Annotated in this window: 12 protein-coding genes, 1 pseudogene and 1 riboswitch; of the genes and pseudogenes, 2 read left to right on the top strand and 11 right to left on the bottom strand. The window is 57.3% G+C overall.

Features of this window, described 5'->3' with window-relative positions; translation table 11 throughout:
• Nucleotides 1-8 precede the first annotated feature (8 nt).
• From I6L46_RS08310 to argA, 3 genes and pseudogenes are all read right to left on the bottom strand, one after another.
• A pseudogene (locus I6L46_RS08310) lies at nucleotides 9-406 on the bottom strand (IS4 family transposase); the annotation flags it as partial.
• A gap of 70 nt (nucleotides 407-476) precedes the next feature.
• Nucleotides 477-1,889: a lysine-sensitive aspartokinase 3 gene (gene lysC / locus I6L46_RS08305; RefSeq protein WP_216977862.1), complete on the bottom strand. Its 1,413-nt coding sequence runs from the start codon at nucleotides 1,887-1,889 to the stop codon at nucleotides 477-479.
• A 90-nt stretch (nucleotides 1,890-1,979) separates the two neighbouring features.
• A riboswitch (Lysine riboswitch) is annotated at nucleotides 1,980-2,203 on the bottom strand.
• A gap of 107 nt (nucleotides 2,204-2,310) precedes the next feature.
• Entirely contained in the window at nucleotides 2,311-3,639 is a 1,329-nt protein-coding gene (gene argA / locus I6L46_RS08300) for an amino-acid N-acetyltransferase (protein ID WP_139739920.1), read from the bottom strand.
• Between the two features lie 267 nt (nucleotides 3,640-3,906).
• Here argA and msrA point away from each other — a divergent pair, with 267 nt between their 5' ends.
• Nucleotides 3,907-4,539: a peptide-methionine (S)-S-oxide reductase MsrA gene (gene msrA, locus I6L46_RS08295; protein WP_216977861.1), complete on the top strand. Its 633-nt coding sequence runs from the start codon at nucleotides 3,907-3,909 to the stop codon at nucleotides 4,537-4,539.
• A gap of 261 nt (nucleotides 4,540-4,800) precedes the next feature.
• Here msrA and I6L46_RS08290 read toward each other — a convergent pair whose 3' ends face one another.
• From I6L46_RS08290 to I6L46_RS08280, 3 genes are read right to left on the bottom strand one after another with little or no spacing between them, the layout of a single operon-like run.
• On the bottom strand, nucleotides 4,801-5,136 hold the full coding sequence (locus I6L46_RS08290) for a DUF3802 family protein (RefSeq protein ID WP_005333735.1): 336 nt from the start codon (nucleotides 5,134-5,136) through the stop codon (nucleotides 4,801-4,803).
• Nucleotides 5,137-5,193: 57 nt separating this feature from the next.
• The gene (locus tag I6L46_RS08285) at nucleotides 5,194-5,682 is read right to left on the bottom strand and encodes a GNAT family N-acetyltransferase (RefSeq protein ID WP_216977860.1); all 489 of its coding nucleotides are present in this window, start codon (nucleotides 5,680-5,682) and stop codon (nucleotides 5,194-5,196) included.
• Complete coding sequence (locus I6L46_RS08280; RefSeq protein ID WP_123173264.1) at nucleotides 5,679-6,062, bottom strand: MmcQ/YjbR family DNA-binding protein; 384 nt, start codon at nucleotides 6,060-6,062, stop codon at nucleotides 5,679-5,681. The genes I6L46_RS08285 and I6L46_RS08280 overlap by 4 nt, the downstream gene beginning before the upstream one ends.
• 118 nt (nucleotides 6,063-6,180) lie before the next feature.
• Here I6L46_RS08280 and I6L46_RS08275 point away from each other — a divergent pair, with 118 nt between their 5' ends.
• Entirely contained in the window at nucleotides 6,181-6,975 is a 795-nt protein-coding gene (locus I6L46_RS08275; protein WP_216977859.1) for an alpha/beta fold hydrolase, read from the top strand.
• 105 nt (nucleotides 6,976-7,080) lie between these two features.
• On the opposite strand, the gene kwaB is transcribed toward I6L46_RS08275, so the two are convergent.
• The 5 genes from kwaB to I6L46_RS08250 all read right to left on the bottom strand — a co-directional run bounded on the left by kwaB (nucleotide 7,081) and on the right by I6L46_RS08250 (nucleotide 13,508).
• Nucleotides 7,081-8,040, bottom strand: a complete 960-nt coding sequence (gene kwaB / locus I6L46_RS08270; protein WP_216977858.1) for an anti-phage protein KwaB — start codon at nucleotides 8,038-8,040, stop codon at nucleotides 7,081-7,083.
• Nucleotides 8,033-8,620 carry an anti-phage protein KwaA gene (gene kwaA, locus I6L46_RS08265; RefSeq protein WP_216977857.1) on the bottom strand — a complete coding sequence of 196 codons (588 nt, stop codon included), beginning with the start codon at nucleotides 8,618-8,620 and terminating at the stop codon, nucleotides 8,033-8,035. The genes kwaB and kwaA overlap by 8 nt, the downstream gene beginning before the upstream one ends.
• Before the next feature lie 475 nt (nucleotides 8,621-9,095).
• Entirely contained in the window at nucleotides 9,096-9,578 is a 483-nt protein-coding gene (locus tag I6L46_RS08260) for an MgtC/SapB family protein (protein ID WP_254203143.1), read from the bottom strand.
• Between the two features lie 262 nt (nucleotides 9,579-9,840).
• On the bottom strand, nucleotides 9,841-10,893 hold the full coding sequence (locus I6L46_RS08255) for a lipocalin-like domain-containing protein (protein WP_216978030.1): 1,053 nt from the start codon (nucleotides 10,891-10,893) through the stop codon (nucleotides 9,841-9,843).
• A gap of 185 nt (nucleotides 10,894-11,078) precedes the next feature.
• Nucleotides 11,079-13,508 (bottom strand): FtsX-like permease family protein, encoded by a 2,430-nt coding sequence (locus tag I6L46_RS08250; protein WP_216977855.1) that lies wholly within the window; start codon nucleotides 13,506-13,508, stop codon nucleotides 11,079-11,081.
• Nucleotides 13,509-13,519: the final 11 nt, after the last annotated feature.

Genomic DNA, 13,519 nt, shown 5'->3' with positions numbered 1-13,519 from the left:
ACCATCCTCTCCATGATCGCTTGAACAAGCAGGTGGCTAGTGAGCTTCATCTGGCAGAGCATGCGCACTTGCGGATAAGCGGTCTCGCCATGCTGGGTGCTGGGATTGGCAAACGCAGCGGCATAGTCTGGGGTATCGGGCATCAGCCACATAACATCATCGGCGACGATCAGTTTGGGTGATAGGCATGTTGGTGCTAGATCGAGGCGGTTTCGTGACTCTTGTCCCCGAGCTTCTGGTGGGCTTGCAGGAAGGCGCTGGGTTCAACAACGGGACGGTCACTGGGTGGCGACGCCCTCTTCGCCGAGCAGAGCCATTATGAGCTCGGGAACATGAGGTTGGAGAGTGACTCAAACTGGGCGGCATTGTTGGCGTGGAGGAAGTCGAGAGTCTATTCGATACGCATTAAAATCCGAAACCAAGCCAACTGGTTTCGGATTTTTACACATCAAGAGGATCGATCAATTGATCCTTAACTAATCGGCATCAACCTTGCGGGCGCCCTGTTGCGTGTTCGAAATTGCCTCGGTTGAGGATCTGTCCAGCAACTCCTGATGGAGGCGGTTGACGATATTGCCCGCCTCGCTCTCCTTGACCAGGAAGCAGAGGTTGTGGGCGCTGGCGCCGTAGCAGATCATCCGGATGTTGTGCTCGCGCAGGGCGTCAAAGACCTGACTGCCCACCCCGTTCACTTCGCTCATCCGGTTGCCGATGAGCGCTACCAGTGCCAGACCGGTTTCCACCTCCACCTTGCAGAGTTGCCCCAGTTCGGCCAGTACCTTGTCGCTCAGGATCGGCTCGCCGTTGCTCTGGCTGCCGGTGTGATCCAGCGTCAGTGACACGCTCACCTCCGACGTGGTGATGAGGTCGACCGAGATGCGGTGACGGGCCAGAATGCCGAACACTTCGGCCAGAAAGCCGTAGGCGTGGAACATGTTGAGGCTGTGCAGGGTCACCAGCACCTGCTGGCGGCGCAGGGCGACGGCGCGAAACAGCGGGCTTGAATCTGTGCTGGCGCGGATCCAGGTACCACCGGCGGCAGGATCCTTGGCTGAGCCGACAAACACCGGAATATTCTGGCGTACCGCCGGTTGCAAGGTGGCGGGGTGCAGCACCTTGGCGCCGAAGGTGGCCATCTCGGCCGCTTCGACAAAGCTGATTTCGGGGATCGGGCGGGCGCGGGTGACGAGGCGCGGATCCGTGGTGTAGATGCCGGGCACATCGGTCCAGATCTCGATACTGGCGGCATCGAGCGCTTCAGCCAAGAGGGCTGCGCTGTAGTCAGAGCCGCCGCGCCCCAGCGTGGTGGTGCGGCCATAGCCATCGGCACCGATAAAGCCCTGGGTGATGATGAGGCTGTCGCCAAGCTGCGGGCCCAGCGTCTGCTGGCAGAGGGTACGGGTGGTGGCCAGATCGACGGTGGCCTTGCCAAAGCGGCTGTCGGTGCGCATCAGCTGGCGCACATCCTGCCAGTGGGCCTTGACGCCGCGCTGGCGCAGCAGCTCGGTAAAGAGGCGGGTAGACATCAGCTCGCCGCAGGCGATGAGGCGATCGGCCAGCTCCGCATCGGTATGCTGGTGGGCTTGCTGGGCCATGAGGCGAATTTCGTCCAGCTGGCCATGAATGAGGGCGCTCACATCAACGGGGTTGCCGAGATCGGTCAGAATGGCCTGCTGGATCCCGGCCAGTTTGGCTAGCTGCTCGTCGCGGCCAGCTTCGTCCAGCTCCCCTTGTGCCAGAGCGACCAGCAGGTTGGTGACACCGGCGCTGGCGCTTAGCACCACCACCCGGGTGGCGGGATTGGCCAGCACGATATCGGCGCAGTGATTCATGGCCGGGAAGTTGGCGACACTGGTTCCGCCAAACTTGGCGACATTGATCGGGCTCATTGCTTACTCCTGTCTTATTTTAAGATTCCGGTTCCATCGGGCAAAAAAGAGAGGAGGAGGCTGAAAATGGCAGGAATGAACGAAGCTATCCCGGCCAGAAGCACTCCACCTGCAGAGCCCATCCCGTACCGCCCCTGACAGGGCGCGGTGGGGGATGATCACTACCGATGACAACCCGGGGGATTCAGCCCCCGCAGCCGACGTTGAGGTTACCAGTCTCCTCAATCGTCTCGGCGCTGCTCCCCCTGACCCAAGTTCACCGGACGCTGGCGTCCTCCCTTGGGCTGCCTGGGCAGCGCTCCTCTTCTGGCTCCACCAGGGCGGTGGAGTGCATTTAGAAATACCCTGCGTTGGATTGCACTGTCAATCGAGTTTGTGAAAAAGTTCAAAGTATCAGCGAACTCAACGCAGGATCAATGACTTAGGCAATGCTCTTTGACAAAACCTTGGAACGGCGCTGCCAGTTGTAGAGACGCTGGCGCGCCACCGGCAGATCTTCCACTTCCAGAGGATCAAAGCCCCGCTCCCGGAACCAGTGGATGGAGCGGGTGGTGAGTACGAACAGGCGGCGAATGCCGAGCCGCTTGGCCCGCTCGGCCACCTTGGCCACCAGCTGATCCCCCCGGTTGGAGTTGCGATAGTCGGGGTGAATGGCGACGCAGGCCATCTCCGCCATCGCCTCTTCCATGAAGCAGTAGAGGGCCGCGCAGCCGATGATGAGGCCATCGCGCTCGATGATGGTGAACTTGTCGATCTCCATCTCCAGTTGTTCGCGGGAGCGGCGCACCAGAATGCCTTCCTCCTCCAGCGGGCGAATGAGATCCAGAATGCCGCCGATATCCTCGATGGTGGCGGCGCGGGCCTGCTCGGCACTTTCCCGCACGATTTGGGTGCCGAGGCCGTCGCGACTGAACAGCTCCTGCAGCATGGCGCCATCATCCTGATAGCTCACCAGATGGGAGCGGGGCACCCCGCCACGGCAGGAGGCAATGGCCGCACGTAGGTAGCGGGCGGTGCCAGACATCTCTTCGCCCGCCTGCTCCAGCTCCACCAGCAGCTCTTCGGCCTGCTCGGGGAAGAGCTCGGAGATGGCTTCGCCGCGTCTGTCCATCACCCCCTGGGTGCTGCTAAAGCAGATGAGTTTGTCCGCCTTGAGATCGACCGCCACCCGGCGGGCCACCTCTTCGGAGCTCAGGTTAAAGCTCTCGCCGGTGACCGAACAGCCGATGGGGGAGATAAGCACCAGACTTTTCTGATCGAGCTGGCGGGTGATCCCCTCCACGTCGATGCGGCGCACCCGGCCGCTGTGGCAAAAGTCGATGCCATCATCCACCCCCAGCGGCTGGGCGGTGACGAAGTTGCCGCTCACCACGCTGATCCGCGCCCCCTGCATGGGTGTGTTGGCGAGCCCCATGGAGAGCTGGGCGGTGATGTCGTATTGCAGGCCGCCACACACCTGCTTGATGATGGTGAAGCTCTCGTCATCGGTGACCCGGATCCGCTTGTGGTACTGGGCCTCGATACCGGCGCGGGCCAGCGCCTCATCGTTTTGCGGACGTGAACCAAACACCAGCACCAGGCGTATGCCCAGAGTCTGCAGCAGAGCGATATCGCTGACGATATTGGCGAAGTTGGGGTGGCAGATGGCTTCTCCCCCCATCATCAGCACAAAGGTGGCACCCCGATGCACATTGACATAGGGGGTGGATTGCCGGAAGGCATTGACCAGACTGGGTTCGCGTTCACGCACTTGATATTTCTTCCATAAAAAAACAGCGATTGGCTCAATATATGAAAATTAATTCACAAATCAAGACTAAATATTGATTTTGGTCGTTTCTGGTCTACGAGGGGCGGCTTGGCCGTGCGGATCGGGAAAGAGTGACGGACGGTGCAGATGGCCGCCGGAGTGAGCGATGAGGGCCCGCCGGTTGATCCGGCGCGATAAACTGCTATCTTCGATGCTCCTTTTCGTCAGCTGTGTGATTTCACAGGGTTTTATACAAGGACAGAATTCATGGAACAGATTATTTCACCGGCAGATGCCCTGCCGGGACGACGCGAAGCGATGGTGATTGGTCAGCAGCATGCGGTGAATAGCAACCCCACTCAGGGGCCTTGGCCCGAGAACATGGCGATCGCCTGGTTTGGCATGGGCTGTTTCTGGGGCGTGGAGCGCCTGTTCTGGCAGCAGCCGGGCGTCTACTCCACCGCGGCCGGTTATCAGGGCGGCGTGACCCAGAATCCCACCTACAAAGAGGTGTGCAGCGGTCTGACCGGCCATGCCGAGACGGTGCAGGTGGTGTTTGATCCGGCGGTGATCAGCTACGGCGATCTGCTCAGACTGTTCTGGGAGCAGCACGATCCGGCGCAGGGGATGCGTCAGGGCGGGGACATCGGCACCCAGTATCGCTCGGTGATCTTCTATGGCGACGAGAGCCAGCAGATCATTGCCCAGCAGAGCATGGCGGCCTACCAGCAGGCGATGGCGGCAAGCGGTGACAGCCGTGCCATCACTACCCGCATTCTGCCGCTGGCGCCCTTCTACTACGCCGAGGATTACCATCAGCAATATCTGGAGAAAAACCCAGATGGTTACTGCGGATTGGGTGGCATCGGAGTCTGTTTGCCACCCAGCCTGAACCGCTGAACAGGTTTGTAGTCGATTTCTTAATAAAAGTGAAAATAAATGGTCGGAGGAGGGAACTTATTGCGACCAGTCGGGACTAACTAGGTAGCGTCCAGGGATCGGATGCAAAGTCCAGACACATTTCTTGCCTTGATAACCGCCTGATGAATGAACGCACTGGCGGGTTGAAAATGATAGCAAGCAGGGCTGCCCACCAAGGCGGCCCTTTTCCTTATCTGCTGTTCTGAAATCTTGCGTTGGGCGGGAAAACCGGACGGCAGATCAGCCGATGGCGCTGTCGAACAGGTTCTTGATGAGATCGATAAACTCGATGAGGAAGGTTTTCTGTTCCGGGGTCGGGGCGCGCAGCCAGACGGCGGAGAGCACCTCTTCCAGGTCGGCGACCACGGCGTCGGCCTCCTGCATAATGGCGAAACGCACCTTGGGATCGAGCTGGGGGTTTTGCTCGCAAATGGCCATCAGGTTGCTGGCAACTCGGCCACTGACCAGATCTTCGATGGTCTCTTCACCATCGTTCTGCTGTTGGGATTCAAACAATCCCAAACTCTCCACCAGATACTCGATCAGCGAGATATAGCCTTCACTTTCTACCACCATGGTTGCTGCCTCAATACAGTAACAATACGAAAATTAAGCGTATTTTAGTGGCTTGCCCTAGCTTGGCAAGCAGCAGTGCAGGCGATGGCGAGTAAAACTGACTCCGCCCCGCTCCACGCACTCCAGCCCGGTCAACGTAAAGCCATGTCGTAAAAATAGCTCATAACTGAAGGCGCTGGCCTCGGTGGTGATGAGGGTCATACCGAGCCCTCGGGCCCCCGCGAGCGCCGTGGTGAGCAGCAGATTGCCCAGTCCCTGGCGCTGATGGTCGGCGCTCACATAGAGCAGGCTGAGGTGGCCATCGGGGCTCAGGGTGACAAACCCGAGGGGCACATTTGCCTGCTCTACTACCCAGCCGTGGTGCTCGCGCAGCTGGCTGACAAAGCCCGGATGTTGTGAACCGAGGGCCCACTGCTCCACCTGTTCGGCGCTGTAGAGCTCGGGGCCGCTGCGTCGCACCGCCTGCTCAAACAGGCTCACGAGAGCGGGGATATGTGCCTCGCCAAGGGGGACAATGCAAAGTGCTGGATTAAGTGCTGGCGTCATAAGGTTGGGCCGTCAGTGGGGGAGAGGGGACGCGGCGCCTGTGGCCGTTTGGCTTTGGGCAGACCCGCGACAACCCGCTCATAGGAGTGGTGCACCCAGCCTTGCCACAGATCATCTGGCAAGGTGCTGTTCAGGGTCACTGTGTTCCAGTGTTGCTTGTTCATATGCCAGCCCGGTTTGACCTCGGGGTGGATCTCGCGCAGCAGCAACGCCAATTCGGGCTCGCATTTGAGGTTGATGGTAAGCGGCTCGGCCTGCCAATCCACCAGCGCGAACATCTTCCCCGCGATGCGGTAGACCAGGATCTCCGGGCCAAATGGGGTATCTTCGGTGGCGCCCGGCAGGGTCAGCAGAAAGTGGCGCAAACGGGTCAAATCCATGGAAAGTTCTCGCGCAAGGGGTGATCCGGGTCATGTCAGGCGCATATCTATCGGCGGGGCTGTTCTGTTAATATGCGCGCAGCCGAGTATACCCCCCATCACCAAGGGAGCCTATTGGATGTTGTATCACAAGACTTTCGAACTGGGTCCCGAGCGGGATTGGGTGGTGTTTGTCCACGGCGCCGGTGGCAGCTCCTCCATCTGGTTCAAGCAGCTGCGCGCCTATCGCGAGCACTTCAACGTGCTGTTGCTGGACTTGCGCGGCCACGGCCAGTCCCACCAACTGCAACAGGTGGTCAAGGGCCACTACAGCTTTCGGGAAGTGACCGAAGATATCGTTCGGCTGCTCGATCATCTCGATATCCGCCGCGCCCACTTCGTCGGCATCTCCCTTGGTACCATCCTTATTCGCCATCTGGCCGAGCTCTGCCCGGAGCGGGTCAAGAGCATGGTACTGGGGGGCGCCATTTTGCGGCTCGATATCCGCTCGCGGGTGCTGGTGCAGCTGGGCCGACTCGGCCAGCACTTCCTGCCCTATATGTGGCTGTACCGGCTGTTTGCCTTCATCATCATGCCGCGCCAGCACCATCAGGAGTCGCGCAACCTTTTTGTGCGCGAGGCCCGCAAGCTCTGCCAGAAGGAGTTCAAACGCTGGTTCCGACTCGCCACCGAGGTCAATCCGCTGATGCGCTACTTCCGCGAACGCTCCCTGCCCATTCCCACCCTCTATGTGATGGGGGAGGAGGATCATATGTTTCTGGCACCGGTGCGCGAACAGGTGGCCCGCGATGCCAGCTCCTCGCTGGCGGTGATCCAGCAGTGCGGCCATGTCTGCAATGTGGAGCAGCCGGAGCAGTTTAATCGTACTACCTTGGATTTTATTACTCGCCAAGTTGGTGTTGCTAACCCGTAATTGCCGAGCACTTGTATGGCTTATCGCTGCATTTCCCCTACAAAATAAGCCCCTGACAGAAAAGTCTGTTAGGGACTTATTTTAATGCTATGTATGCAGGACAAACTAGGTGCTAGCTCTATCTTTTGCTCTAGCAATGTAGTTCATGCCTGTTAGTTCTGATTTCAAAAACTCATCATCCAATAGCTGCAGAAAATTAGAACAGCGTGATATGCTATTCAAGTCAAATTGACTACCATCTTCTGTTAATTTTAGCTTCCCTTCATAGAAGGGCTTGCTCATGGCAAATGAGATAATTTCTTCATTAGATAAATCTTGTTCTATCACAGCTGAGTTTTTAAAGACCTTGACAAATTTCCTGGCGAAATTAATTTCCTTGTTAATCTGTTTGTTAAACTTTTCTAGATTTTCGACAAGGCCGCGCGATTCAATACTTGTGCAGTATTGGGCTGCCTTGGCATGGATGATTTTGTCAAATCCTAACTCTTTCTCAAATGCTCTAACATTATTAATTAAATAGTTCTGTCCAATTTTGGCAAAGATAAAGTTGTTATTTAGTCTCAAAACATCATCTGTCATTTTTACGACGCGAGTCTTATGAGTTGTAAAGAAAACTCCTTTCCCCGAAGTCCATAGAGATGTTCTATGTATGTACTGATAAAATGAGATTACTTTCCCATCACTTCCTTTAAGTCTTATGACAACAGCTTTAATACTTGACAGACCTTTGCTTCTAACTTGGTACTTGCCAATTATCTTATTGGCTTGCATCTCGTTGACTTTATCTAAATACTTAAACTCATGAATTTGGTCATCAAAATCAAAATAGTAAAGCGCATGCTTTCTTTCGTCGGCATTAGATAAATTTGGAATTGAGAATTTTTCGTTATCAGTGAATTTGTTTTTCAGGTCACTGACAAAACTAACCATAAACTCATCCAAGCCATCACTTTCAATATCAGAATCATAGAGTTCATTATTGTCATCATCAATAAAGAAAACTTTAATCCCTGAGCATGTGTCTAGAATGCTCTTCATGTCATTTTTAATATCATCTCTAGTCATTATTTATTTTCCTAGCAAAGCAAACATCTTCTGAGATAAATTTATAGGCAATGTTCTGCCCTTTTCTTAAGTCATGTTTTGTTAATACAATTACGGAATGGTAATGGCTGACATGATCTGCTAACGTGGCCCTGTATAATTTATATCCATAAATAGATAGCGTAGGATTTGTATAATATTTATCTGTTCTGACAAAGATGATGCCAATTACAATCAATAAAAATAAATATGCAAGCAACTTTAATGGGGAGTCAAAGTTTAGTCCTGCAAACGGAACAATATATGTCGCTAAAAAGCTTAAATGTTCATAATTTTCACTTTTACAATCAATGACCAATAAACTGTCGCTAGCACTTCCATTAAGCTCAAAGTCGAATTCACGTCTTAAGAACTCGCAGTATGCAATGAGAGCCAGCATTAATATAGGAAGCCAATTTGATAAGGCATAATATATAATAATATTATGTTTTAGGTCACTATCCGAAGATGGCGGATTTATATTAATGGAAAGGAAAATTACCATGACAAATAAAAACATAAGTGAAAGAATGTAAAGTTTTATTTTCTCCTTAGTATTCATATTCAGCCCCTAAATCATTACTTAACATTATCCAACTGTTATTAGTAATAAGTTTTCCATCAAATGAATCCTTACCGCACGGAGTTGCTGCTCCCCTAGTGCTGCTTTTAAACAGATTGGATGTTGATCAATCATCGGCTTACCTCGGCTGCTTTTGGGGCTGCGGGTGCCGCATGGGTAAGATATCAAACAGTGACTAATTTAAGTGAGTGAAAAGTTATTTATCGCTCGGATTTTGAAAGGTTTTTTGACGAGGATCAGCCTTGAGCCAAGTTGGCTGTGGGTTGAGTGGGCGAGGGGAGTTTAATAAATAAACAGATAAGGCATCCTTGGCTACTAGCGCCAAGTGACTGGAATGGCGGGGCAATATCACTGTGATGCCCTGTTATAAGGGCTATGGGTTTCGGGTCATCGAGCAGACCGACCACTCGGGTGGCCGGTATCTGCAGAGGGCCGCAGTCAGTGGGGGGGAGGATTACTCACGGCCCTCTTTTTTGATCCCCAGCAGCCAAGGCACGATGGTCAGAATAAACAGCGCGATCAGGGTGGCGAGCACCGCGGTGGACTCTCGGCCCATACCCGCGGCAATACCGATGGCGGCGGTAACCCAGATACCGGCGGCCGTGGTCAGCCCCTTGGTTTCTGTTTGTCGGGTGCCCAGAATGATGGTGCCAGCCCCCAGAAATCCCACCCCGGCAGTGAGCCCCTGCAACACCCGGGTCAGATCGGCAGTTGATGCGCCAGCTTGCTGGGGGATCAGCACGAACAGGGCGGCGCCAATACTGACCAGCATATGGGTGCGGATCTCGGCACTTTTCCCTTTCTGTTCACGTTCGTAGCCTAATAGACCGCCGAGCAGACCTGCCACCAGCAGGCGCAATACAATCTGGGTCATCTGCTTGATATCTTGAATATCGGTGAACTCGGAGACGATGGTCTGCCAGATCTCTTGCCACATAAATGCCATCCTTGTGCATGCTGCATATGAATTGAACGAATCAAACCGGTTAATGTTGTCGCCATGGGTGCTGTACGAAAATACGCCATGAGACCTCATCCGCAGGGTATCAAACGCTGACTTCCCTTGTTGAGTAAAAAGTGTTGAGTAAAAAGTGTTGAGTAAAAAGCTGTCCAGGTTGTCGGATTTTAATGAGTTCTTGATAGCGCCCTGCTTTTTAAGCGAGCGTCAGAATAAGGGATAACCGGCGATGGTCGCAGGCTTAATAGCCGGTCATCTCCAGATAGCCGACCCCCTTGGCATCCCCCGAGACAGAGACTGCCCCCTCCCAGTAGTCAAAACGACCAGTCATGGCCTGATTGGGCTGACGGGCTTTGATGGTGAGGCTCATTCCGGCGGCGTTTAGCTGCCACTCAACGGGGTACGCTTGTCCCTTGGGGCCGCGCCAGGTGTTGCCCGGCGTAAGGTGAATCGCGTCAGGGGCGAGCACCCGGCTGCTGCCATCCCGCTCAATGAGAATGCCGTAGCGGTTTTCTGGCTGGTTTTCGGGATTAGCGCGGCCCGGTTTGGTGCGCAGGCGAAACAACATCAGCTCGCGGCCATCAGCCAGTTGCAGCGAAAACCAGTCCCAGCCCGATTGCCACTCCGCCAATACCGTGCTGCTCCACTCGTGATCAAACCAGCCTTGTCCGGTGACGGTGCGGGTCTCGCCATCGCTGATCAGGGTGCCGCTTAAATGCAGGCGTGGGTAGGAGTAGTAAAAGGAGGCGTTGCCCGGGCTCTTCTCGCTGTAACCGGCCTTGCCTTGCAGCACCAGCGGCTTGGCGGCAGTGACGGTGAGGTTCAGCTCGCCAATCTTGCTCTGCACCTTGAGGGTGGCGGGGAAGAGCGCCGCCCCTTGCGAGGCAAGCCGCCACTCCCTGAGCCAATATTGGCCGCCGCTGGCTCCCGCCAGTCCCGGTCCTTGCCGACTGGCCCGTTCATCTTGCTGGTGGCTGCCACGGTCGAGATCCGTGATGGCAAACTGGGCCAGCCAGAGCTGGGGGGTGAGCCAGGGGTTGCTGGTGCGAAGTTCTTGTTCGATCCCTTGGCGAAACAGGGTCCACTGCATGCCATATTTGCGCCCCTGTTCATCCTTGAGGTTGCCGGTGAGATACCACCACTCGGAGCGGTAATCGGGGTGGGCGGCGTGATCCTCCGGCAGCTGGATGGTTTGCCCCGGCAGCACCTTTTTAAAGCTGTCGTTGCCACCGCCGAGCAGGGCGCCCAGATCGCTGGCCTGCGTGCTGTCGATCATGGCAATCAGCGGGATCAAGAGGGTGGAGAGCCACAGGGGCCGTAAGGAGGACAAGATCCCCCTCACCCTGGCCCTCTCCCGAAGGGAGAGGGGATGGTTCAATGCCGCACAGTGCTCTTCTTTGCGCTGAAGAAGGGGCGGAGAAAGGGACGTGGTCGATGGGAGCTTCAAGCCATGGCTGAGCCAGTGCGCTAACCGATATTTCATACCACTCTCCTTGCCGCATACCAGGAGGCCAATGCGCCACACACCGGCGCCAGCAACAGGGCCGTGACCGCATGAAGGGGGGCGGCCTCGAAGGCGAGGCGCCAGCCAAAGGCGCGGGGGTTGACCACCTCGATCAGCACCCAGGCGAGGCCATATCCCACCGGCAGGGCCAGCAGGGCGGTGAGCAGCCCCAATCCAGCCCCTTGCCACACCAGCAGCTGGCGGCAGTGGCGGGGGCTCAAACCCAGACTCTGCAAGGTCTGCAGCTCGCCACGGCGTGCCAGCCCCAGCACCATAAAGGCCGAGCCAATGCCGACAAAGGCGATGCCGAGGATCAGCAACTTCAATAGCTCGGTCACCACAAAGGTCTGGTCAAACACCTTGAGTGCCGCGCTGTGAATGGCGGGGGCGGAGAGCAGATTAAGCTGCTCGCCAAAGCGCTCGCGCAGGCGGTCGGCCAGTTGTTCGGGGTCGTCGCTAAAGAGGGCGAGGGATTGCACCGCCCCGGCCTCGAAGGCGTGCAGGATCTGCCCCTTGTCGCTGCCGTAGTCCTGATAGACGCCGGTGACAGTGAACTGCCTTGGCCCCTGCTCGCCGCTGATCGCCAATGTCTGGCCCACCTTGACCCCGAGGCGCACCGTCAGCGGTTCGCTCGCCAGCACTTCGTCGGGACGGGTGGGCCAGCGTCCGGCCAGCAGCGGATAGGCCGCTTTAAGCTGGGGGATAAAGTCCATCTGCGCCCACTCGATGGGCTGCCCCTGCCAGCGGGCGGGGTGCACCGAGCGGCGCGAGGCGGCGCTCACCAGCGGGTTGGCGAGCAGGCTCTTAAGGGTTGTGTCGCTCAAGGTGCCCTTGTTGCCAGCCACCCCCTTGGGAGCGGTGACATAGAGATCGGCGGCCAGACGCTGGCCGAGCCAGATCTCCACGCTGGAGCGAAAACTCGACACCATGACCCCGATGCCGATGGCCGCCGCGATGGCGAGCTGCAACGCCATCACCGCGATGGCGGTGCGATCGAGATGATAGAGGGTCTCGGCCACCCCGAGCCGGGCGGTGAGGGGGCCGCCCGCGCGCCGTCGCAACCAGCCAAGCAGGCCGCGCAGGGCATCGGGTAGCCAGAGCGCCATGGCCAGCAGCCAGCCGCCGGCGATAAAGAGGGCGCCGGTCAAACCGGTTTGCGGCAACCACAGGCACAGAGCGCACAGCAGCAGGATGGCGATGGCCAGCACGCGCCGTCGCCACGGGTGAGCGGGGGGACGGCTGCTTCCCGCTCGCAGTTCGAGGGGGGATTGGCGCAGCAGTTGCCACCAGCCGGGCAGGTTGGCAGCCAGCGTGCCGAATAGCCCGATCAACAGCGCCTTGAACAGGCTCATAGGGGAGAGGCGAAGCAGGTCGATGGGGTTGGGCCCATAGAGATCGGCTAGCGCCTGGGTGAGCTGCCCCATCAGCGCCAGCGCCAACAGGCTCCCCAGCAGCACCCCGAGCAGGGTGCCGAGGGTGGCGAGAATAAGTAGCTCCAGGATAAGCCAGCGGAGCACCCGACTCTGCCCCATTCCCAGAATGATCAACTGGGCCAGCTGGGGGCGGCGCACGCTCTGGACAAATCGCTGGGCGTTGAACACCAGAAACAATCCCACCGCCATGGCGAGCAATGAGAGCGCCGTCAGATTGAGGGCCAGCGCATCGCCAAGCTGGCTGGCATCGAGCGCCGGGCTAATGGGCTCAAGCCACAAGGGCTGGTTCGGGTAATCGGTTTGCAGGGTGGCCTGCAGGGTGCGAGCTTCTGATTCGCTTAGCTTGAAGACGATGCGATCGAGCCGACCCGCTTTATCCAGCAGGGGTTGGGCGAGGCCAATATCGGTTATCAGCAGTCGCTCCATGGGCACGGCGCCCGGTTCAAACGTGCCCGCCAGCGTCAAGGTCAGGGTTCGGGCGCTGGTGCCATCGCTGCCGCCCAGTACAAAGCGGCGGCTCTGGCCCGTTTGCCAGCCAAGGCGATCTGCCTCGGGGGCCGCCAGCCAGATGCTGTCGGCATGGGTTAAGGAGAACTCGGGTTGGTTCGTGGGTCGGGCGCCAAACAGCTGGCGCAGAGGGCCGGGGTTGAAGAGATCCATTCCCAGCAGTTGAAAGCTGCGCCCCTCTTCATCCTTGAGCCAGCCATGGAGCTGGGGCATGGCATCGAGGGCGGGCTGGCTGGTCACCAGCTGCACGTAAAGCTGCTCATCCAGCCCGCCAGCAGGGGCCAGCCGGTAGTTGGCTTCCCCTGCCAGCTGGCTGCGGGCGGCGACGAAGTTGGTGCGGGCACTGTGATTGAGCAGCTCGATGGCCACCACCAGCGATACCCCCAATACCAGCCCGGCCAGACTCATCAGCAGCAACCAGGGGTGACTGCGATAGAGGCGCAGCAGCGCTTTGAGTGGCAGCATCAGCGAGTCCC

It is taken from the genome of Aeromonas sp. FDAARGOS 1416 (genome assembly GCF_019048085.1).
GTDB lineage: Bacteria > Pseudomonadota > Gammaproteobacteria > Enterobacterales > Aeromonadaceae > Aeromonas > Aeromonas veronii.
The sequence above is the reverse complement of the archived record's forward strand: the minus strand, read 5'-3'. Positions and strand labels throughout refer to the sequence as shown.